Origin of the sequence: Solibacillus daqui (assembly GCF_028747805.1) — a bacterium.
Taxonomy (GTDB): Bacteria; Bacillota; Bacilli; order Bacillales_A; family Planococcaceae; genus Solibacillus; species Solibacillus daqui.
The window spans coordinates 1,979,485-2,000,739 of sequence record NZ_CP114887.1 but is presented as its reverse complement, the minus strand read 5'-3'; the positions used below and the strand labels follow the sequence as shown (position 1 = coordinate 2,000,739).

21 protein-coding genes and 1 pseudogene are annotated in these 21,255 nt (G+C 34.7%); 8 read left to right on the top strand and 14 right to left on the bottom strand.

The window, feature by feature from the left end; translation table 11 throughout:
- Positions 1-386: 386 nt before the first annotated feature.
- Positions 387-553, bottom strand: a pseudogene (locus tag O7776_RS09645) (IS3 family transposase); the annotation flags it as partial.
- Between the two features lie 595 nt (positions 554-1,148).
- On the opposite strand from O7776_RS09645, the gene O7776_RS09640 reads away from it, so the two are divergent.
- From O7776_RS09640 to O7776_RS09630, 3 genes are all read left to right on the top strand, one after another.
- Positions 1,149-1,457: an IS110 family transposase gene (locus tag O7776_RS09640; protein ID WP_274310373.1), complete on the top strand. Its 309-nt coding sequence runs from the start codon at positions 1,149-1,151 to the stop codon at positions 1,455-1,457.
- 348 nt (positions 1,458-1,805) lie between these two features.
- Entirely contained in the window at positions 1,806-1,940 is a 135-nt protein-coding gene (locus O7776_RS09635) for a transposase (protein ID WP_420802175.1), read from the top strand.
- 220 nt (positions 1,941-2,160) lie between these two features.
- A complete protein-coding gene (locus O7776_RS09630; RefSeq protein WP_274310372.1) occupies positions 2,161-3,519 on the top strand; it encodes an arsenic transporter in 1,359 nt (452 codons plus the stop codon).
- Positions 3,520-4,600: 1,081 nt separating this feature from the next.
- On the opposite strand, the gene O7776_RS09625 is transcribed toward O7776_RS09630, so the two are convergent.
- From O7776_RS09625 to O7776_RS09620, 4 genes are all read right to left on the bottom strand, one after another.
- Complete coding sequence (locus O7776_RS09625) at positions 4,601-5,293, bottom strand: DUF2642 domain-containing protein (protein ID WP_274310371.1); 693 nt, start codon at positions 5,291-5,293, stop codon at positions 4,601-4,603.
- Positions 5,294-5,426: 133 nt separating this feature from the next.
- Positions 5,427-5,504, bottom strand: a complete 78-nt coding sequence (locus O7776_RS20335) for an ArsB/NhaD family transporter (protein ID WP_420802174.1) — start codon at positions 5,502-5,504, stop codon at positions 5,427-5,429.
- 544 nt (positions 5,505-6,048) lie between these two features.
- Complete coding sequence (locus O7776_RS20330) at positions 6,049-6,249, bottom strand: hypothetical protein (RefSeq protein ID WP_420802173.1); 201 nt, start codon at positions 6,247-6,249, stop codon at positions 6,049-6,051.
- Positions 6,250-6,429: 180 nt separating this feature from the next.
- Positions 6,430-6,936, bottom strand: a complete 507-nt coding sequence (locus O7776_RS09620; RefSeq protein ID WP_274310370.1) for a hypothetical protein — start codon at positions 6,934-6,936, stop codon at positions 6,430-6,432.
- Between the two features lie 625 nt (positions 6,937-7,561).
- Here O7776_RS09620 and O7776_RS09615 point away from each other — a divergent pair.
- Positions 7,562-8,626: a nucleoid-associated protein gene (locus tag O7776_RS09615; protein ID WP_274310369.1), complete on the top strand. Its 1,065-nt coding sequence runs from the start codon at positions 7,562-7,564 to the stop codon at positions 8,624-8,626.
- A 48-nt stretch (positions 8,627-8,674) separates the two neighbouring features.
- Here the strand turns inward: O7776_RS09615 and O7776_RS09610 are convergent, their stop codons facing one another.
- The 4 genes from O7776_RS09610 to O7776_RS09595 form a co-directional block, all read right to left on the bottom strand.
- A complete protein-coding gene (locus O7776_RS09610) occupies positions 8,675-10,471 on the bottom strand; it encodes a M3 family oligoendopeptidase (RefSeq protein WP_274310368.1) in 1,797 nt (598 codons plus the stop codon).
- Positions 10,472-10,713: 242 nt separating this feature from the next.
- A complete protein-coding gene (gene cls / locus O7776_RS09605) occupies positions 10,714-12,162 on the bottom strand; it encodes a cardiolipin synthase (protein WP_274310367.1) in 1,449 nt (482 codons plus the stop codon).
- Positions 12,163-12,637: 475 nt separating this feature from the next.
- Complete coding sequence (locus O7776_RS09600) at positions 12,638-13,147, bottom strand: MepB family protein (protein WP_274310366.1); 510 nt, start codon at positions 13,145-13,147, stop codon at positions 12,638-12,640.
- A gap of 197 nt (positions 13,148-13,344) precedes the next feature.
- Positions 13,345-13,509, bottom strand: a complete 165-nt coding sequence (locus O7776_RS09595; protein WP_274310365.1) for a hypothetical protein — start codon at positions 13,507-13,509, stop codon at positions 13,345-13,347.
- 148 nt (positions 13,510-13,657) lie between these two features.
- Here O7776_RS09595 and O7776_RS09590 point away from each other — a divergent pair, with 148 nt between their 5' ends.
- On the top strand, positions 13,658-14,137 hold the full coding sequence (locus tag O7776_RS09590) for a gamma-type small acid-soluble spore protein (protein WP_274310364.1): 480 nt from the start codon (positions 13,658-13,660) through the stop codon (positions 14,135-14,137).
- A 105-nt stretch (positions 14,138-14,242) separates the two neighbouring features.
- Here O7776_RS09590 and O7776_RS09585 read toward each other — a convergent pair whose 3' ends face one another.
- Entirely contained in the window at positions 14,243-14,743 is a 501-nt protein-coding gene (locus O7776_RS09585; protein WP_274310363.1) for a CDI toxin immunity protein, read from the bottom strand.
- Between the two features lie 483 nt (positions 14,744-15,226).
- Between O7776_RS09585 and O7776_RS09580 the strand changes: the two genes are divergently transcribed.
- Positions 15,227-15,616 carry a spore coat protein gene (locus O7776_RS09580; RefSeq protein WP_274310362.1) on the top strand — a complete coding sequence of 130 codons (390 nt, stop codon included), beginning with the start codon at positions 15,227-15,229 and terminating at the stop codon, positions 15,614-15,616.
- A gap of 288 nt (positions 15,617-15,904) precedes the next feature.
- Here the strand turns inward: O7776_RS09580 and rsgA are convergent, their stop codons facing one another.
- Entirely contained in the window at positions 15,905-16,960 is a 1,056-nt protein-coding gene (gene rsgA / locus O7776_RS09575; RefSeq protein ID WP_274310361.1) for a ribosome small subunit-dependent GTPase A, read from the bottom strand.
- 440 nt (positions 16,961-17,400) lie between these two features.
- Here rsgA and O7776_RS09570 point away from each other — a divergent pair, with 440 nt between their 5' ends.
- Positions 17,401-18,060 (top strand): DUF2711 family protein, encoded by a 660-nt coding sequence (locus O7776_RS09570; protein WP_274310360.1) that lies wholly within the window; start codon positions 17,401-17,403, stop codon positions 18,058-18,060.
- 209 nt (positions 18,061-18,269) lie between these two features.
- On the opposite strand, the gene O7776_RS09565 is transcribed toward O7776_RS09570, so the two are convergent.
- The 3 genes from O7776_RS09565 to O7776_RS09555 form a co-directional block, all read right to left on the bottom strand.
- Complete coding sequence (locus tag O7776_RS09565; RefSeq protein ID WP_274310359.1) at positions 18,270-18,746, bottom strand: hypothetical protein; 477 nt, start codon at positions 18,744-18,746, stop codon at positions 18,270-18,272.
- Positions 18,747-18,831: 85 nt separating this feature from the next.
- On the bottom strand, positions 18,832-19,107 hold the full coding sequence (locus O7776_RS09560) for a hypothetical protein (protein ID WP_274310358.1): 276 nt from the start codon (positions 19,105-19,107) through the stop codon (positions 18,832-18,834).
- Between the two features lie 15 nt (positions 19,108-19,122).
- Positions 19,123-19,578: a helix-turn-helix transcriptional regulator gene (locus O7776_RS09555; protein WP_274310357.1), complete on the bottom strand. Its 456-nt coding sequence runs from the start codon at positions 19,576-19,578 to the stop codon at positions 19,123-19,125.
- Positions 19,579-19,756: 178 nt separating this feature from the next.
- Between O7776_RS09555 and O7776_RS09550 the strand changes: the two genes are divergently transcribed.
- The gene (locus O7776_RS09550; protein ID WP_274310356.1) at positions 19,757-21,064 is read left to right on the top strand and encodes a DUF2252 domain-containing protein; all 1,308 of its coding nucleotides are present in this window, start codon (positions 19,757-19,759) and stop codon (positions 21,062-21,064) included.
- The last annotated feature ends 191 nt before the right edge of the window (positions 21,065-21,255 follow it).

The following is a 21,255-nucleotide window of genomic DNA, read 5'->3' as shown; positions in this document are numbered from 1 at the left end:
GTTATTTAAGGGAGGTTTACAAAATTATGACAATTGCAATCGGCTTAGGCTTATTATGTATGCTTGGTTATATGACTTCTTTATGCTTCACGGACTAATTTAGTACAAGTGCATACAAAAAACAATGCTTTGTAAAATGCCGCATCATACAGTTTCAGCTATTATTTTTGAATTTCATTTAATGTATACTAATGCTTTATATTGGAGCAGGTGTGACCCTAATTTGAGTCGCTCTGAGGCTAATTGGAGCAAACAAATACTATAAGCGGCATATGTACGGAAATAGGTAAAGTGGAAAGATTGAGGCTTCTATTAAGCTTCAATCTTTTTTTTGTATTTCTGACACATTTTAATAAGCCCTATAAACAATTGGAATGGGAGTGAGTTCAGTATTGTATAGGGCTCATTCCTTTTAACTTCCCCTTAATTCGTTTGTGGTAGTAATAATAAATATATTGCTCCACTTCTGAATTGTCTTATTTTCAAATCCTTGATAATAAGGTAATTCAGCCGTTTATAAACCAAAGAAGTTCTCCATAACAGCATTATCTAATTTCACTTACAAAACATGTTTTGTATCATATGATTCTTTTTCAATAAGTTCCATTATTTGTTCTGAAGAGACATATATTTTCTATTCTTTAGATATTTATCCAGTTACTTTTAGTAAGGATGAGTATACATATAAAGAAGTTTATTTTTATAATGAAAAATCCAATTATTTCGAAGAGAAAGGAGGTTGATAGGCTACACTTAATTGGACAGTTTTTATAGAGAATAAGAATCAATTACTATATCCTTCAACTAAGAAGGGCTTTATATGGAGCATTTGGCATGATAGCCTCACTTGGCTAAGTCACCCCCTATCTAGCAGGATTCTTGGTGCAACGAATCATACCTATAGAGACTCCATGTCAAGCAACCTGTCCGTCCCTTATGCTTAAAAGAAACCCTTAAAAAAGTTGTTCAAAAGTGTTACCATTCCAAGGATTTTTGTTAGAAACATTTTCGGGGACATAAAAACAAAAAAGCCCTCCTGTAAGATGCTTGAGTGTCCACGGTCATTGACTCATACATCTACAGAGCGGACTCCATTTAATGAATTTTAATACGAATGAAAAAATAAATCATTTTCTGAAAATACACTCGTGATCGGCATCGACATCGCCAAACACAATCATATCGCTTGTGCTATCGATGTTCTTGGCCGTGTGCTCCAAAAATCATTTCCAATCTTACAGTCACGTATCGAATTTGAAGCGTTTTATGAACATCTGCTTACATTAAAAGCATCACATGAAAAACAAGGAATCCCGGTAGGTTTCGAATCAACAGTTCAATATTGGATGAACTTAGCATCGTTTTTTAACAACTACCTGATTCCATTTGTAATGGGAGATCCAATGTACTTCAATAGCTCGAAGAAATTAGATGTCAACCTTCAGACAAAAAAATAACCAAAAGGATGCGTTCGTCATTCCCCGTTTACTGTTTACTTTAAGACCTACGATTCAGCTATCCTCGCATTATTGAAAGCGTGGAAGCTAAATTACTAAACAGTATTACATTACTTTCAAAAATTCAAGAAGATTTTAATGTCCTTCAAAATCGTATGATTCGTTGGCTAGATCACTTCTTCCCAGAGTTTTTACAAGTCTTTAATAAATTTGGGGAAATGGTATATACGGCTAAGTTAGTAGGACTTTCTAAATAATTGACAGCTTATTTTTATTTAGCATCCGTACCAGGAATCGATAACGTAACGTCGGCTGATTCACTTGCAGTATTTGGTTATTTTACACTATATGAGCATCCACTCCAATAAATTAATTAATCTAGCGGGGCTCACATTACGCGAAAACTCTTCTGTTCAGCAAAATGGACAAAAGCGCATTTCTAAACAAGGTAATTGTAAACTACGTGAGGGTCAGACATTTTAAGCAAAGCAGAGATTCAAAAGTGCAATTAAGTATCGTACTGGATTAAGGAATTAATACCCATTAGATAGTTATTAATTTAGTGGAGCTTTCAATTAGATTGTTAAAAAAATCGACACTTACGAAATTCTGATAAATATATATGTCGAAAAATAATTTTATGGCATTCAAAAATGGCGTTAGTCATTGATATATCAACAATTATAGAGGGAGGAATAGAATCATGACATTTGAAATAGGATTAACCATTTTCGTTTTCTTAATGACGATATCAATTATATTTTGGAGACCAGGAGGTTTAAATGAAACCTGGCCGGCTGCATTCGGTGCAGGAGTTATTTTATTAACAGGGACTGTGTCACAAGGTGATGTTATGGATATCATTGATAAAATTGGAGGGGCTTCCATAACCATTATGGCGACAATCGTTATGGCAGTTATCTTAGAAAGTTTTGGATTTTTCCACTGGGCAGCTGCACGGTTAGCGGTATTGTCTAAAGGATCAGGATACAGGCTATACTGGTATATTCAACTACTTTGCTTTTTAATGACCCTATTATTTAATAATGATGGTAGCATTTTAATTACAACTCCCATTTTAATTTTACTCTTAAGAAATCTTCGTCTAAAACCACACCAAATGATTCCCTATTTATTAAGTGGAGCACTAATTGCAACAGCTTCCAGTGCACCGATTGGTGTTAGTAATATCGTGAATCTAATCGCATTAGAAATTATCCATATGACACTTTATATGCATACTGCAATGATGTTCGTACCTGCAACAATTGGTTTATTATTTATGTCATACATTATGTTTATCGTTTTAAAAAAGAAATTACCAAAGAAGTTACCAGATACGGCGTATGATATTGAAGAGTTATTTTTCACTAAACAATATCATTCATTAAAAGGAACTATTTCAGTTGATACAAAAAAGAAGCGAACAAAGCTTATGTTAAAAGTGTTATTGTTTGTTTTTATCATCAGATGCTTACTTTTCGTTGCTTCATACTTCGCTATTCCAATCGCGCTAGTTGCTGTACTTGGTTCAGTCGTTCTACTGGTCTGGAGATGGTATCAATTAGGTACAAATCCAATCGACATTTTAAAGAAAACACCTTGGCATATTTTAATCTTTGCTTTCTCAATGTATGTTCTCATATATGGATTGCATAATATCGGTTTGACAGAAATACTCGTTCAATTTTGTGAGCCCATCGTAAATCAAGGATTATTCCAAGCAAGCTTTATCATGGGTGGATTAGTTTCGATTTTATCTAATATTTTTAACAATCATCCAGCATTAATGATTGGAACCATTACGTTAACAGAAATGGGGCTAGACCCGATCACATTAAAAACGATTTATCTTGCTAATATTATTGGTAGTGATATAGGGTCATTATTATTACCGATTGGAACTCTAGCATCGCTCATCTGGATGCATATTTTAAAGCAAAATAAAATTAAAGTGAAATGGAAAGAATATTTAAGCGTTTCAATGATTGTTATTCCAATTACAACTGTATTCACACTTTTTCTGCTCTTCTATTGGGTTCAATTAGTTTTTCTTAAGTAAAAGAATAATTTTACTTTTTAAATATCCAACCATTTTTCAGCCTATAATGTCGATAATCTTTATATTTATTAGTTGAGCTACTAAATATAAAGATTACCTTTGATTAGAGTAGTATTTTCATATAAACATTGCCTTCCTTCTTTATAATATATGCTAGCTTATGAAAAAATGTGAAAGTGATATTAAGTTTAAAGTGACCCCTTTGTAATGGACATTTTGAAAAAGCTTAGGAAACTTGTTGAAGCTGCTGTCTGTATTTTACAGGCGGCAGTTTATAATCTTCATTACTCTCGATAGTTATTATATTATGTAATGTAACTCTTGATTTTTCATTTTACTTCTACCAGTGTTACGCAATCTTTTATAAATGTTTCATATATTATATGGCCAAAAAATGATTCTTGAGGCGCTTTATCCCAACTGTTTCCACGGCATGACATGGACCGTTCTATGCCCATTTTCTTCACTAATGCTTGATAGATCGTACTTGTATAATAGAACCCTTGATCTCAGGGAATAATGGCCACTTCTGCTAAACCCTTATGTTTCCTTAATTTCATTAGCGTATTGAGGTCATTATCTAAGGATAGATAATCTGCCCCCTCATGAGCTAAAATTTCGTTCGTTTAGGTGTTTTTAATCGTTGATAAATTAGCACGTTTCCGTTTTGATACGTCAAATACGTGATGTTTGTTAGCAATACTTTCCCTGCCACACCTTGCTTGAAGTTGCGCTTTATTTCGTTCCGACATGTACGGTGTTTCTTCGTTACCTTCTCTCTTTGCGGGTAGATTAATTAATTGATTTATCGGTGACTGATATTACATAAGAATTTCCCTTTCGTAGTGCTTGGTTATTTCGATAAGAATCTTTTTTGTCATTTTTGATCAGCTCCAACATCTTTTTTCATGATATACAAAAGTACCCTACAAGAAGGACTTTTTCAAAAGTGTCCATCTTATAGGTACAATTTAATTGCTTGTGAAATCCATTTATACAAAACTGCAATATAATATAAATCGCTATTATTGAAATACATTGTACTTATTATTATTCAAAAAAAATTAACTCGTTACTCACATTAAGACGTGTGTATCGTTTTTATATGCTGAATATTATAATAGAAGTTATCCTTAGCTGAACGAAACTCAATAATTGACCCATTTACATCAGTTATAACTCCGGTAAAATTATTCTTTTCACCTACATTTAATACGGTTAGTTTATTTCTTAAATTTCCAATTTGTGCTTCAAAAGTATCTTGGAAATTTTCATTACATTCTTCAATAAAAAACTCATTGTCTGATAATTGATACGGTTTCAGGTTGTTATTATAAGGAATTATTGTCTTTATATGCTTCATTGGAACAAATAACTTTTTGTAAATGGGGGATTGGAATACAATATAATCTTTTAGTATATTGGATATATATCCATGGAATGGCTGGTTATTTAACACGTGGATTTCTAAATAGGTCCCAATAGAATTTGTAAGAACTTTTTCAAACGTCATTTCTTCATTGATACCGTTAAATAGGTTATGCTGTGTATCAATTGATGGGATATTGAGACTATCTTCGTTAAAGTAATCTATTTTTATCTCATGAATATGACGATAAGGAATATAAAAATATTCTTTACCGTTAAATAATACAACTAACTCGCTACTACTATCTATTATTATTCCTCTAAGTATATTTTTTCCTGTTATTTCCACCTTAACAATTACTTTATCTATATCATGAATAAAATTTTCATGAATCAAATTTTTCAATGTCTCCTCTCCTCTATTCAAATATTAAGCGGACCCATAAATATAAATTAAATAAGCTTACAATTAAGCCTATAGGGATTACCAGAATGGTTACTTTTAAATAATTACCCCAAGTAATTAAGATTCCATGGTTTTATAAAATAAACATCCAAATGAGCGTTGCTAAAGTTCCTATAGGTGTTAATAGTGCACCTATATCACTTCCAATCACGTTTGCCAAATACGCCACTTGTAAAAATAAAGGTTAGAGTTACATTCCCATAATCTTCCTACAATGCTGATCATCACCGCAGGAAGATTATGGAAAATATTAGACAAAAAAGTTGATAATAACCCCATAATTATGACCACGTTCAATAAATTATGTTCTACTGAGGACTTAAATTTCTTTGATAATAATATCATTCAACTCTACATTTTTAAGAACGTATACAAGCACATACATATTGAATGGGAATAAAAAATAAACCATGGATAATTTTTTATGATATCTGAAAGTCCCGTTTTCATTTTTAACCATCTTACTGTGATTAAAATTGCTGCACCAAACATACCAATCCATTCAATAGGAATACCAAATGGAGATAGCACAAAGAAACTTGCCCTCTTTGCAACGACAATAATTAAGATATTTCAAACATTTTCCAATCGATTTCTTCATAATTAGTCCGAATATCCAGCGGGTGAGAATGCAACAGCTGTTCATTTATATTCATATTGATCGGAATAGGTTTCGTTCTTTTGGGGATAGACTTTTAAAAAAACGTAATAGTAATAATTCCAATCATTGATGGGACAAAAACCATTTCCACGTAACTATTTAAACTTAGCCCAACAATTTCTAGAGCAATCAGATCAGAAATATTACTTACCGCAATAGGAGCACTAGCAGCTGTAGCAATTAGTGCCCCTGAAATTAAATAAGGTAATACTTGATGAGGTTTAAAATGAAGGATTTTGACTATGTGTATAATGATTGGAGTTGTAATGAGTAGAATTTATTGTAATCTCTTGGCTACGATCTATAGGTGTAGCAAGAAATAGTTTATAAAATAAACCACCAATGATAGAGAAGAAAAGGAGGATAATCAAATTCCTTCCTCCTTTATATAGCCAAACTTTATACAAAAAAAACATTAGCTTTTTCGATTTCTAGAACTTCTTTCCTTATCGTTATTACCTTCAGTGTTCTCATCCTTATTAGCTTCCTTTTCTTTTTTACTAGACGTTCCTAAACTAATATTACGAACGTGATACATGGCAAGACGGATAATTTCATCTTTTGAGTAAATGGTAATATAATCATCTGTGACCTCATCCATTATTCCTTCTAACATTTCTGGTCCACCACGATTTATTCTCACCCATTGATGATGTAAATTACAAACAGCTGATGTAAAATCAGTTGGCAGTAAATAAGTTTTATCCTCTGGAACTTCAACATTAAATTCAATACCCTCTCTTGTATTGTGGGTAATGCTCTTAATGTGTTGCGTTTTATAATAAACGATACCGTCTTTTTCTGTTAGTAACACAAAATGATCGTCTCCAGCTGTCAATATCTTTCCAACTCGCGATTCTGGACCTCCTCGATCCACCTTTACAACTTTATCAACTAATGACATAAGCATTTTTTTGTTCATTCTTTTACCCTCCCATTTTTATTGTCTTGCTATCTGTATGTGTACTTGAAAAATTAACCTATTGGAAATGCCCATTTAGAAAAGAATATACTTTTCTGCCTAGTGTATGTCGGTTATTTATTCTGGAAACTGGGAATAGAATCAAAATGCAAAAATCACACTTGGCTTATGCAGCTGAAAGGATTTTTATTTTGGACAATATAAAAAGCAACCACATATATGTAGTTGCCTAATAAATTGGACAAGGGGGCTCCTGAATGTCAGGAACCCCCTTTAGTATTTAATAGATAGTTTTATAAATAAATGTAAGTTTCAACCCGATCATCCGGGGAATTTATATCATTAGAAGCTAATAAACTTCTGTTTTAACCGCGGTAAAATTCCACTAATCTTTTCTAACTTAAGCAACATAGTCCCAACCTGCTACTATGTCCTTGCAGCCCTTTAGCTTGCGCCAGTGTGAATAAGTATCCTCAAAAACACTAACAGAAATGCCAATTTATTTATAGTACTACCTAAAATAGCACATTATTATACTAGCATATACGTTCGTATTTGTAAAGAATTGAGCTTACATCGTTTGTTCGATATACTAAGTGAATGTGAAGTAAAGGAGTACGGGACAATGACAGAATTACAAGAAGAAACAACATTAGCCATCAAAATGAAGCGCATGGCGGTAACGTTGCTTGATATGCAGCAAAGCCGATTCGTGTCAGCAAGCCAAACGATGGACTTAACGCAACTTGAATCAGGTGTTTATAGCAAATTTTTCGAAAGCTATATTGATGCAACAATGAATAGCCCAAAAGCGGTCGCAGGTAAGTTTTTAGATCGCGACAACGACATTTTAACAAAAATGAATCGCTATATTGAATTTACCGATGATACACACTTTTTGTCGCTAGCAAATGACCTTTCGAACAAGCTCTATCAAATTATGCAGAATGTATCGAATTCAAATGGCTCTGTGTTCGTTGCGCATCTTGAAATGATTGGTGAGGATTATATTTTATTGTTAAAACTAGATCCAAAAGACGCCGTTCAAATTGATTTAGAAACGTTAGAACTGTCAACCATAGAAAACATTTTACCTGACGCCACTAGCCGCGTGCAAAAATGTGCATTGATTCGCATGGATTATAACCCACTTGAAGAAAACGTCTATGTTCTTGATAAGCAATCAGACGGTGAGCCTGCAAAGTTTTTCATGGAAACATTCCTACAAGCAACACCAATTGCATCTGACAAAAAGAAAACAAAAATGCTGATGAAGGAATTGTACGAAAAAATAGCTGAATCTATGGAAGACGAAGAAAAGCCGCGCCTACAACGTGTCATTGATGATGAATTTGAACACGGAAAATATGTCGAGCTAGATGCATCCGTACACAATATATACACAGCCATTGCACCGGAAAATAATGACGATAATTTTGTCGAGCAAGGCGCGAAATTATTCATTAACGAGTTCACAGATCGCAATCCAGATTTCACCCCTATGTTCGAAGTAAAGCGTGATGATTTAAATGTTATTTATAAATCTGCTGAAGGTGAAATATTTTTCCGTTATGACAAACGTTTAGACGACAAAATCGAAGTACATCAAGACCAAGTAAACGGCACATTTACGATTACCATTCGTGATGCCGATGCAGTTGACTTTAAATTGCGTAAGAAAACATTATAATAGTAAAAAATCAGGCTGCTACGTCAAATTGCGTAACAGCCTGTTTTATTATTTCGAAGTTAATGCAATAAATTCTACTACATCTTCTTCACATAGTGCGATGCCTTTTAACCAGAAATCTTGTTTTGTAATGTCCTCACCTAAATGTTTCATCGCGAGGTCTTCTACTGTCATGATCGCTGTGTCGCGTAGTAATGCCATGTATTTTTCCTCGAAGCCTGTTCCCTCTTCTTTCGCTTTTGCGTAAATGCTTAAAGAGAAGAGGTAACCGAATGTATACGGGAAGTTGTAGAATGGCACGCCAGTAATGTAAAAGTGCATTTTTGATGCCCAGAAGTGTGGGTGTGTTTCGCCTAATCCCCCTGCATGTGCCTCAATTTGTGCTGCTTCCATTAGCTCATTGATACGTTTTGTTGATACAACACCGTTTTTTCGCTCTTCATAGAAGCGTGTTTCAAATAAATAGCGTGCATGGATATTCATGAAGAATGCCACTGAACGTTGGATTTTATCTTCTAATAATGCGATTTTTTCTTTTTCGTTTGTTGCTTCTTGCACCGCAGCATCGGCTACGATCATTTCTGCGAATGTTGAGGCTGTTTCAGCAACGTTCATTGCATAGCGGCGGTTTAATGGATGCACTGGGCGTAATGCATACGTATGGAATGCATGTCCAAGCTCGTGTGCTAATGTTGATACGTTTGACATTGAACCTGAGTATGTCATGAAAATACGAGATTGCTCAGATAACGGCATACCAGTACAGAAACCACCCGGACGTTTGTTGTCGCGATCTTCTGCTTCAATCCAACCATCTTCAAACGCTTTACGTGCGAAGCTTTCCATTTCCTTACCGAAGCGGCCGAAATGTTTTAAAATGAACTCTGCTCCCTCTTGATACGGCATTGTCGCTGTTGAATCTGTTACCGGTGCGTCAAAATCGAACCAATCTAATTTTTCAGTACCAAGCATGTTTGCTTTATGCGTTAAATAGTTGGCAAACGTTGCCTTGCGAGAAGTAATCGCACCCCACATAGCATCGATTGTTTCTTGCTTCATACGGTTAATTTGTAGTGGCTCTTTTGTTACCGATTCCCATCCGCGCTTTTTATATACAGCTAAACGGAATCCAGCTAAGTGGTTTAATGTTTTAGCGAAAAATTCCTCGCGCTCTGTAAACACGTTTTCCAGCGCATCAAACGCAGCTTTACGCACTGTGCGATCTTTATGAGAAGATAGGTTATTAGCTTGACCGACTGATAATAATTTTTTCTCGCCGTCCACTTCTACTTCCACTTTAATGTCGCCAATTAGCATACTATATAACTGACCCCATGAACTGTAACCATCTACGCCTAACGCTGAAATTAATGCTTCTTCTTCTTCAGACAATGACTCTTTTGAGTGTTCGCGCCATTCCGTTAAAATAAACGAAAATTCGTTTAAATCTGTGTCATTCACTAATTCATCAAATGTTGCTTGCTCGATTTGACCAAGCTTTTGGTTGAAGCTTTCTAAAATCGGCGAGAAGTTTGCCGCATTTCCTGATAATTGACCTTGTAATAGAAGCGCTTCACGGTCATTAATATCTTGAGCTGTTAAACACGAAAGCATCGCACCCGCTTGTGAAATGTGCATAAACGTTTCTTTAATGCTCTCTAAAATTGATAATAACGCTGGGGCAGCATCTGTAGAAGTTGGGATTTCTAATCGATCCACCTTTTCTTTTAATACATCAAACTTTGGTTTTAAGTTTTCAATATGCTGTTTTAACTCAGGTGAAGCTGAGCCTCCTGGGAAAAATACATCTAAGTCCCATACTTGTGGATACGTTGCGATTGTCATGTAAAACGCCTCACTTTCAGAATTGTAATTCAATTCCCATTTTACTAAACTTTCGTAAAAAAATCTCGTATTTATTTCGGAATTTGAAATAAAAAATAGCCTACACAATTTCTATAATAAGAAATCATGTAGGCTTATCAATTAATTCTCGAAGCATTCATCCCACATTTATAGAAATGAAAAACTTCGATACCAGTCGCTTAGCTTAAGGCACAAATAAAATTTACTATAGCAAGTTAATATTAAAGTATTGGTGAGATTAATCTTGAAATGGCTTCACGTACTTTTGTCCATGTCGTTCGTTGTGCAAATCGCTCATTAGTCATTTCAAAACAATCCTGCTGATCTTGTTCAAATAATTGACGGCATTGCATTGCAATATCCGAATCATAAATGAGAGCATTAATTTCAAAGTTTAAACTAAAGCTCCGTACATCAATGTTTGTTGTACCAATCGTAGCGACTTCATCATCAATGACAAGCATTTTCGCATGTAAAAAACCTTTCGTATAACGGAACACGCGTCCACCATGCTCAAGTAAATCACCATTATAGGCTGAGTTTGCCCCATAAATAAATGGGTGGTCGGTATTTTCTGGTGTCATCACGCGCACATCTACTCCCGAACTTGCCGCAATTTGAATGGCATGTAAAAAGGCCTCATCAGGCACAAAGTATGGTGATTGAATATATACATAACGTTTTGCACTAAGAATCATTCGAATATAACTATTTTTAATCGACTCATAATCGGTATCTGGCCCACTAGAAACAATTTGAACCGGTATCGTTTTTGCTATTTCAAATGAAGGAAAATATTTTTCATCCCCTGACTTAAATTCTTCATTGCGTGCTTGATGCCAATCGAATAAAAAATGGGCTTGCATACTATAGACTGAATGCCCTTCGATTCGTAAATGTGTATCACGCCAATAGCCGAATTTTTCATCTAAACCAACATACTCGTTCCCGACATTAAAGCCACCTATGTAACCTATTTTGCCATCGATAATTACTAACTTTCGGTGATTGCGGAAATTGACACGTGGATTTAAAATTTTGAAAACCGATGAAAAGAACGCCACAGCTTGTCCACCTGCATCGATTAACTGTTGTAAATGGCGCGGTCGTAATTTTCGCGAGCCTAAATCATCATAAATAAGCTTAACCTCTACCCCTTCTTTTGCCTTTTGCACTAATGCATTAAAAATTCGTTTGCCGACATCGTCCATTTTGTAAATATAGTATTGTATATGGATCGATTCCTTCGCCTGCATAATGTCCTCAACTACAGCATCAAACTTTTCATTTCCATTTGTGAATAGTTTCACATCATTATGTGCGCTTAACATCGCGTGATTATAATCGACATTCATTTGAATTAACGGTGCATATTTTTTTGAAATTGCATTCGGATAATCATATGTACCATTATGAATATGCTGTTGTTGTTCTTTATAAGTATCTAATAATTCGTGTTGGTGAATTGCTCGCCAACGAACGAAATGTTTCTTTCGTAAATTTCTTCCAAATAATAAATATAGGAAAAATCCTACAATTGGCAAGAAAAAGAATACGAATAGCCAAGCCCATGTGGATGAAGGACTTTTTCTACTTATAAATATAACAATAAGTGCAAAAATAATGTTTAACACATAGAGTGTAATTGTCAATACACTTGCGATTGTCATGGAGTTCACCCCGATTTGATTTTTTATATTTAAGCTTTCATTACATTTGCCCAGATGACAGTAATTAAGCCTATTACGATTAGATGATACCATTTTGTCATCTCTAATAGTCTATTTAATTCGCACATAAAGGCATTCGATATATAATTGAGGGCGGTTTTTGAGCCAACCTCATCATCTGCATTTATTTTTTCACGTCAATTACTTGCTTATTAACCTGATTTTTTTAATGGTGCTGCTTCTTATAGGAATTCAACACTAAATAAAACCTTGTATACATCGCTCTCTCAGAAGAATAACCTAGAAAATATATGTATAATGCGACGACATAAAAATAGAAAAATTCCAATAGTCTCGAATTATTGTGACTGCAACATGCCCTGTTTTAACGGTTTTTGGTCATATTGTTCTGTGAATATTTAAATGACTCAATTTATGTAATAGAGGGTGTTGCTTTTTCTTTTTTTAAACATCTTTAGTTGGAGTATAACTTTAATAGCTCTTGTATTTGCAAACTATCAGCATCATCTATTTTAACAAAATATGGTGATTGCCATTTTTGTGTTGCTATCGCTTGTTTGCTTGTGGGTATATCCCAACTAGGATAAACTCTTATTGCCATTTTCCCCTTTGTATTAGCTGTTTTAAGAATGTTTTGTTTTAAAAGAACCTCTTTTGGAAAAACGAATTGACCAAAATCACCATTATCATTAAAAGTGTTTATTACCAGTAAATCAGTGGCATTGTCAAATGAAAATGCTTGGTTTTTGTTAGCGTTATCCTTTTCCCAAAAGGAAACAAACTGACCTATCTTGGTAGGTGTTATTTTTGCTACTCTAAATCTAACCAATTTAGAATTTAACTGAAATATCCCAGCCCCATAATCTGAATTTTGAGTTTCTTCACGAATATTTTTTATTGTTAAATTATTCGGTTCATAAAATAATTTATTTGCATATGCTAACGTCTTAATAAATTTGTTCATAGTTTTACTCCTAACGTCACTAAGATATACCAATATAGCATCTGCAGACTAGTTACCATTATTGTGCATGGTTTTATATCATCATTATCTTCAATTAAATAGTGCCTCCACCATTACATGTAAATCATCCAGGAAAATAATATGTATTTATACAGCGTGTTAAAAATTAGTCCCCAGTTTAAAACTGGGGATTTTTTTTACTTCTTATTATTAGTATTATCGGATTGTTTCCCTTGATTTGAATTCTTATATTGTTCTTCCGTTAAATCATTCTCTTCGCGGATATCCAAATCATCAGGACTTAAATCTTCTGCAAATTCTTCTTTATTTGCTTGATTTTTGTTCTGCTTTTTATTCGACATTGTCATCACCTCCCAAGGTTAAATTAACCCTTATGAGAGAATCTATTCTTGATTGTTTAATGGGTAAATTTAAGTTGAAATGCAACCCGAAAAAATCTAAGGATAATAAAAATTCTTCTGAACAGACTAAATTCGGGAGGTGAAATTCATGCCAAAAAACAACAACAATCAATATCTTAACCAAATCAAACAAAAGATCCAACAGGCAGAAGCTAACAAAACTCAAGCTTCTGGTCGTTTTGCAACTCCGAATGTAATGAACTCAATGAATGCAGAATTCGGAATGGAGACTGACGTTAACCAAATCAAACAACAACTCCAACAAGCAGAAGCTAATAAAAATCAAGCCTCTGGTAGTTATGCAACTCCGAATGCAATGAACTCAATGAACGTAGAATTCGGAATGGAGACTGACGTTAACCAAGTCAAACAACAACTCCAACAAGCAGAAGCTAATAAAAATCAAGCCTCTGGTAGTTATGCAACTCCGAATGCAATGAACTCAATGAACGTAGAATTCGGAATGGAGACTGACGTTAACCAAGTCAAACAACAACTCCAACAAGCAGAAGCTAATAAAAATCAAGCCTCTGGTAGTTTTCTAAATAACGAAAACAATACAAAGTAAGTTTATCCATTTTAAACCGGTATTTTTTTACCGGTTTTTTATTATCTATTTTTACCTTCCTACGCATTATGTTTCTTTTTTGGAGTAACTAAGTTAAATTCACTGTTACCAAGCAATTGTTATGATGTCCGGTTCAATGAATTCTATTACAAATTTGGGTGATGGGCTAAATACATACTGTGGATAGGCATCTTCTGCTGCTAGATCAATAATATTTTCAATAATTTTTGATAGTGGCATCTTTACCCACGGCCATGTGCTAAAAGGAGGCAGGTCGTCTTGTAAGAAAAGATAAACTGAATTCTCCGTGTATAGTTCTTTATCTATAAAAAACGATGACACCTTATCGCTACTAACATTTTGTATCACGAACTTGTTATTCATTTTCTCTAAATCAAGACTAACCCATTCAATTATTGGGATACTCTCTATAAGTTCAGTTTTCATTTTTTCCCTTTCCTTATCATCTAACAGCCTAATACCTTCTTTAGTTGAAAAAGGTTTTAACATCCAACCAAATTGCATTTGTATTTCATCATTTCTTTCTTTCTCTTTTTGCTTTTGTAATAGCAGCTCTAACCTTGCTTTTCGTGCTTTCATGTCCATTTTTTCTACCCTCTTTTCTCCAATCATTTCTAAGAATAACAACTGTCCCATTCTTCCTAAATTTCTTTACGTTTATTTTCGTATTTGCCGAAACCTTCATCTTTTTCATACTAGTAAAACAACTCTTTGATTTTTGCATTTTCTGCTTTTTCTCATCCGTAAACACTATAATCGTTAGCGATATATTTCTATTCAGCCCCGATAACTTCCATACCATATAACCCCTAACGTTATTGTTAAAATTACCTGTTACGAAACAGCCGAATGCGACACGCCCACATGTCCAGCACACTTTTTCATTAAAAATGGTACTAACGTACAAAAATGAAATCTTAAAATGGACTATCAACCATTTTTTCTTTTATGTAAAAGTAATTCATTACTTAATAGACAATTATCCAATCAAATTTCTTTTTCTAACCATATGTTAATAAAGTAAGGCTAACATTACCTTACTAAAATAGAAAAGGAGGTGAATATAAAATGGCATCATTTGAAATTGGCTCGAGAAGTCTTTTCAATTTTCGAAACGAACGCTTTTTCCTATTAGTTGAAGATGAAATTACAGTTCCAGATAAAGGCGTGGAGATTGAATCAATTAATATCTATGAGATTGACCAACAAACCTTCAATTTTATCAGAGATGAAGGGGATACACCAGTGGTTGTACCAGTATTAAGTCTCCCAACTGTTCCACCTGGATTTGAATTAGAACGAAAATGTATTTTTACGGTTGATAATGCATATTATGTAATCTATGATTTAGAAAATGGAACTGATAGCAATGTTATATTAAGGATTGGTGCAGCTTTATTTAACTCAATGAGAAATTCTGGTGTTCGTGAATGTATTCCTCAAAATTTCATTAACTAATTGATTTCGCCATATTTAATGAAAAGACACAGAAAACGAGCGACCAATTTTATTGGCTGCTTGTTTTTATTTTGAAGGTACTTAAGCATAACAAGTACTAAGTCAATAACTTCACTGATTTAGATTGGTTAGTATTGTGTTTTGTAGAACGAAATTTCAATTTGTCACCTTCTCATTACACTACTCATTACTAAAAGTCTCTATTTTATGATAAGAATTGCAAATTACATAAGTAAGTGTCTTAAAGAAAAGCAGATGTGCTTCATATTGAAACACACCTGCTTTTTGTTATTTCGGTTTTTTCAACGACTTTGAAATTTGTTTCCATTTTCGCTTTTCCGCTAATTGCGCATCGGTATTCGTTTTCTTTTCAATATATGCAAGTTCACGCTGTAATTTAAAGTAACTCGTTAAACGTGCGGGTTCAATTTCGCCTTGCTTAATTGCCGATTGCACTGCGCAATGTGGTTCATTTTTATGTGTGCAGTCACGGAAGCGGCATTTTTTGGCTAGCTGTTCAATATCGGCAAAGCTCGCTGCCAAGCTATCTCCCTGATCCCATAGCTGCAATTCACGCATGCCTGGTGTATCGATTAAACAAGCGCCTGTTGGTAATACGACAAGCTCTCGGTGTGTTGTTGTATGACGACCTTTTGCGTCGTCCTCTCGAATATGCGACACCTTCATTTGCTCGCTGTTTAATAATGCATTTGTTAACGTCGATTTCCCCGCACCCGAAGAACCTAATAATGCCGCTGTTTTCCCTTCTGTTAAAAGATTATTTAACTGCTCGATACCTTTTCCTGAAAGTGCGCTCACTACAAGGACATCTACCCCAAATGCTATTGCATCCACCTCACGGACATAGCTTTCCACATCTTCACAAAGATCAGCCTTTGTTAAAACAATAACTGGTGATGCCCCCGAATCCCAAGCCGCTACTAAATAGCGCTCTAAACGGCGCACATTAAAATCCGCATTTAAGCTCATTACTAAAAATACTAAATCCACATTGGCCGCTACGATTTGTTCATCAATTTCTAGACCCGCCATTTTACGCGTAAATTTTGATTTGCGCTCAAATAACTCATGAATGATTGCGCGCTCCTCGCCTTGCATCTTTTCGACTAACACAAAGTCCCCAACTGCAGGATAATCTTTGCGTGAAAATGCATGATAGGCAAAATTACCTGACACTGTCGCTAATAGTTCTCCCTGCTCTGTCATCACACGGTACGAATGCTTATGCTCTAACATCACGCGACCCACTAATTTATTTGTTGTTTCAAATTGTTCAAGCTGCTGTTCAAAAAATTCATTAAATCCTAATAGTTGTTTATTCAATTCCGTTTGCCTCCTAGGCGTATGATTTTTTTGTTTTTAGGCAAACAAAAAGCCTTATGATGGGCAATAGAAGCTCATCATAAGGCTACACACGTACGTTAAAGAAGCATATACCTCAAAAGGCACACGTATGGTGAGCAACATATGACAAGTCCCATTGCATGAATACATTCTCTAATTGTTTTGTCATATTCCTCACCTACTTCCGAAATTTGTTAACATCAATATAACAGGCTTACAAATGTTTTGTCAATACAATTCGACAGTATGTTTTAAAATAATTAAAAGCTGTAAAGTCTTGCATAAAAAAGCTAGGAGCGCTTTCGTTTTAAAATGGCACAAATTTTATTCACTTTTTGATTATTGTATATTTAAGAGCAACTTGGAATAATTTATTACAAAATTGTGGTCAAAATCATTTATTTTAGGAGGGTTCTTGCATGCATTATATTTGGATAGAGCATATAGATCCGATTTTATCACAAATACCGGATTACTATAAAAGTGCCGCACTTATTTTACACCCGTTTGTTGAAATGCCAGAACATTTTATCCACTACCCAACAATCGAACAACAAATGCAGTACGGAAAACCTGTCCGTTGGGAAACGATTTGTCAGCTTTGTAATTTTAAACGTAAAGAAGATGTGTTACTCGCGTTACTTTCTGACTCTGATGCCTTAGTCGAGCCCTATGCGCGACCAGATTTAGCGGAACAATTACATAAATATTTGCCGAAACATATATTTTTCCCAACTTCCGATGAAACGTCACCACTTTTATGGCCAGCGTTTTTAAAGCTTTTAATCAAGAGCAATAGTAAAAAACTGTATTGGTCGAGCCCGATTATTCTGCAAAGCTCTGTATTACCCTTAGATTTCGTTGAACCGCAATTATTTGTAAATTTACCTGAACAGGAATTACTCGTTTCCAATGAAACAATGACAATTGTTTGGTTAAGTCGTTTTGATTCCTTCGTGACGACTTACCTATCCAGTACTGTACTTAATGAGCAAATTTTAGAATCACTTGCCTTAGAAACGATTATTTGCGATGAACATACACCGTTATGGTTTTGGGTCAAAAGAGATACTTTCTAGGAAGTATTTGTTGCTTTTCAAAAGGAGTAAACCGCAAAATAAAATAAATAGTAGGAATTGGCTCTATTTATGTTCTTGCCTAAATCGCATTCCCATTTTGTTGGGCAAATTCGATTCGAATAATTTATTGTTCAAATATTTAACCTAGTTAAAAAAGTGACTTGCTATAGGTCGTGAATGGGTGAAGTAACCATGTCTCCTTCATGATTTCAAGTCACTTTTTTACTTAGCTTAGTAAGATCGATAAATCTACGTGTTTTCAGACGTTTCTCTCGTCTAAGTAGGACAAGTAATAGTAAAATTACACCGCTTATTGTCGCTATGCCTAACGCAAAATGTGCATAATCTGTAGAAAATAAAAAGTTTATTCCAAATAAGGGTGTTACGATTATGGCATAAAGCGGGTATTCAATGGATAATAATATATCTAATAATGAATTATCTATCCGCGCTTTACTGACCACTGATAAGTTGATGCAATATATTAGGACTCCTGTGATACCACTTATGTAAAGAACCATTTTCAGTTGTTTATACGTTAATAGCAAGAGGGCTAATATGACAACACATGAAAATAGAAAATGGATGATAGTTATATTACTGTCTGGATATTTAAAAGATGGAATGATATTGACGCTAAAGCTAAGTACAACAACAATCCAGAATAGAAATAACCGTTTATTCATTATCTAGCCTCCCCATTCTCCCATTTATTCGCTTCACTATGAAATATTGTGGCATTATATTAAGTAGACTTACGATAAAGAGTAGCTACATCGCCGTTAAAGGTTTAAAATAACCGTCCCACCCTTCCAATGTTTGCATTGAATAAACAAAATAAATGGAACTGAAGTAAGAAATCAGATTGCCTAAAATAATGAGCTTTTTTTGCATTATTAATTTACCAATAACAGCTAATATTGAAGTGCCGGCAATCATAATCAAATAGCCCCATAGCGACCCTTTGATAAAATCCATATACATTGCGAAAAAAACAAACGGATAAGCATAAACTACACTTACGATGAAACCAATGCTTTTTTTCATTCTGTCCCCCACCATCTACACTATTTGCGATAGCTCTTGCAGTCTTTTTTTTGCATCTTGCAAATCAAAAGAACTATACATGCGAAAATGCTCACCATCTAAAATTCGGTAATGGCTACTAATTATATTTTGCTGCAAACGAAAATCACCTCGAACCTCGATCTCCTTCCACCATACTTTCCCACCAAGTGTTTTATCCTTTGGTACAATCTCATTTTTATTCGTTAACAACTGAACAAAATACAATGGTTCATCGCCAAGAATCGTTTGTAAGAGCTCACTTCGATTAAAAATCGCACAAAATGCGACTACCGTTGTCCAGCCTGCTTCAATGCGCCCCTTTTCAATTTGAACGAGCGTTTTTTTCGAAATTCCAAGTAGTTCCGCCATTTTGTCTTGCGAATAATCCTGCTCTGTACGCACGAGTTTAATTTTTTGTGAAATGAGTGCAATAAATTGTTGTTTCTCCACAGACAAATCCTCCCTTTTAGTGTAATTTTACACCTTAATTATAATTTTTCAACTACAGGATTCCGTTTTCTGTCTTTTCTATTTCACAGATTACTAGCTATATTGATGCCGCTCACCATAATAAGGTAAAATGAATAGCATATACAATCGTTACAATCTAAATTGGGGGTTTTTAATAATGACACAACAACTATTCGATAGTGTACAAAACACACGAATTTTATTGCGTAAAGATCAGCTACACACAATTTTTGAACAATTTGACCACCACAAATTGCACTTAACGGCGGAACAGCGCATAGAAAAATATAAAAAAATGGCGGATAGCCCGTTTCGTTATTTCCGTGGCAGTGCTTACCTTTATTATTACGACACGACAAATTCACCTTCTCCGTTCCATACGCCTGAGGATCGTCCAACATGGATTATGGGCGATATGCATATGGACAACTTTGGTGCCTTCCAAAATGAAAATGGCGACATTGTTTTTGATGTCAATGATTTTGACGAAGGCTATGTTGGATCCTTTTTATACGATGTACTTCGTATGAGCATTAGTATCGGACTTTATTTAGAGGAGCAGCAACTTGATGAAGCCACGCAACAGCAAGCAATTGAGCGCTTTTTACAAGCCTACATAAAGCAACTAAAGCGATTCCAAAGTAAAAAGGATGACGCACTCAGTTTTGTATTTACGCAACAGAACACAAAAGGCCCAATTAAGCGTGTGCTAAAAAAATTAGAAAAACGCCAACGTGAAGCACTAATAGATGACATTACAGAAATAAACGCAAATGGAGAACGTGTGTTTATTTGGAATGACGAAATTCAACCAATTGACAAAACACTTTTTGCGAAAATTGTAGCACTTGTCCCAAACTATCATGTAAAAGATATTGCCATTAAATATGGCTCCGGTACGGCATCAATCGGATTGGAACGCTATTATTTACTTGTTAATAGCCATCAAGATGCGCTTGGTGGTAAGGATTTAGTGCTAGAAATGAAAGAAGTACGTTCAGCGATTCCTGCCTATTTCCTGCCTTACAATAAGCCATTTTGGAACCATTATGCGCATCAGGGGGCACGTGTGGTCGGAACACAAAAGGCCATGCACCATTTACAGGACCCGTATTTAGCATATGTGACAATGGACGACAAGGAATATTATATTCGGGAGCGTTCCCCGTACAAACGGAAAGTGAAGCCAAAAAACTACAGAAAATTAGAGGATTACTACACGACAACTGAAATTATGGGGAAAATCGCAGCTAAAATTCACTCACGTGCTGATTTGGATTACTCACCGGTCTTTACGTATCACAGCGAGGATGAAATTTTAAAACAATTGCGAGGACATGAGGAAATTTTTATCGAGGCAATTATCCTACAAGCAATGCGCTATAAGCAGATTGTAAACGCCGATTACGTATTGTTTACAGATTATTTACAGCATTTTGAAGCGCAACATATAACTCACAGTTAGAAAAGTCCATCTAGCTCGCTTTCAGGCAATGAAAGTCGATTCACACTAAAATTTTTAGTATGAATCGACTTTTTACTTGTAATTAAATCTAAAAATCGCAATTATTTAAGATAATTTTTTATCAATCTTAATTCTAATTCTCTAACTTTCGAAAAATTATTATCTTAATGAAAAGACTATTAAACCGTCTC

Bases quoted from the DNA above. Each gene is read 5' to 3' on its own strand.
- O7776_RS09615 (WP_274310369.1), top strand. From the start codon at position 7,562: ATGACAGAATTACAAGAAGAAACAACATTAGCCATCAAAATGAAGCGC.
- O7776_RS09570 (WP_274310360.1), top strand. From the start codon at position 17,401: ATGCATTATATTTGGATAGAGCATATAGATCCGATTTTATCACAAATA.
- O7776_RS09590 (WP_274310364.1), top strand. From the start codon at position 13,658: ATGCCAAAAAACAACAACAATCAATATCTTAACCAAATCAAACAAAAG.
- O7776_RS09585 (WP_274310363.1), bottom strand. From the start codon at position 14,743: ATGGACATGAAAGCACGAAAAGCAAGGTTAGAGCTGCTATTACAAAAG.
- O7776_RS09560 (WP_274310358.1), bottom strand. From the start codon at position 19,107: ATGAAAAAAAGCATTGGTTTCATCGTAAGTGTAGTTTATGCTTATCCG.
- O7776_RS09630 (WP_274310372.1), top strand. From the start codon at position 2,161: ATGACATTTGAAATAGGATTAACCATTTTCGTTTTCTTAATGACGATA.
- cls (WP_274310367.1), bottom strand. From the start codon at position 12,162: ATGACAATCGCAAGTGTATTGACAATTACACTCTATGTGTTAAACATT.
- O7776_RS09610 (WP_274310368.1), bottom strand. From the start codon at position 10,471: ATGACAATCGCAACGTATCCACAAGTATGGGACTTAGATGTATTTTTC.
- O7776_RS09550 (WP_274310356.1), top strand. From the start codon at position 19,757: ATGACACAACAACTATTCGATAGTGTACAAAACACACGAATTTTATTG.
- O7776_RS09580 (WP_274310362.1), top strand. From the start codon at position 15,227: ATGGCATCATTTGAAATTGGCTCGAGAAGTCTTTTCAATTTTCGAAAC.
- O7776_RS09595 (WP_274310365.1), bottom strand. From the start codon at position 13,509: ATGTCGAATAAAAAGCAGAACAAAAATCAAGCAAATAAAGAAGAATTT.
- O7776_RS09565 (WP_274310359.1), bottom strand. From the start codon at position 18,746: ATGAATAAACGGTTATTTCTATTCTGGATTGTTGTTGTACTTAGCTTT.
- O7776_RS09600 (WP_274310366.1), bottom strand. From the start codon at position 13,147: ATGAACAAATTTATTAAGACGTTAGCATATGCAAATAAATTATTTTAT.
- O7776_RS09635 (WP_420802175.1), top strand. From the start codon at position 1,806: ATGAGCATCCACTCCAATAAATTAATTAATCTAGCGGGGCTCACATTA.
- O7776_RS09620 (WP_274310370.1), bottom strand. From the start codon at position 6,936: ATGAACAAAAAAATGCTTATGTCATTAGTTGATAAAGTTGTAAAGGTG.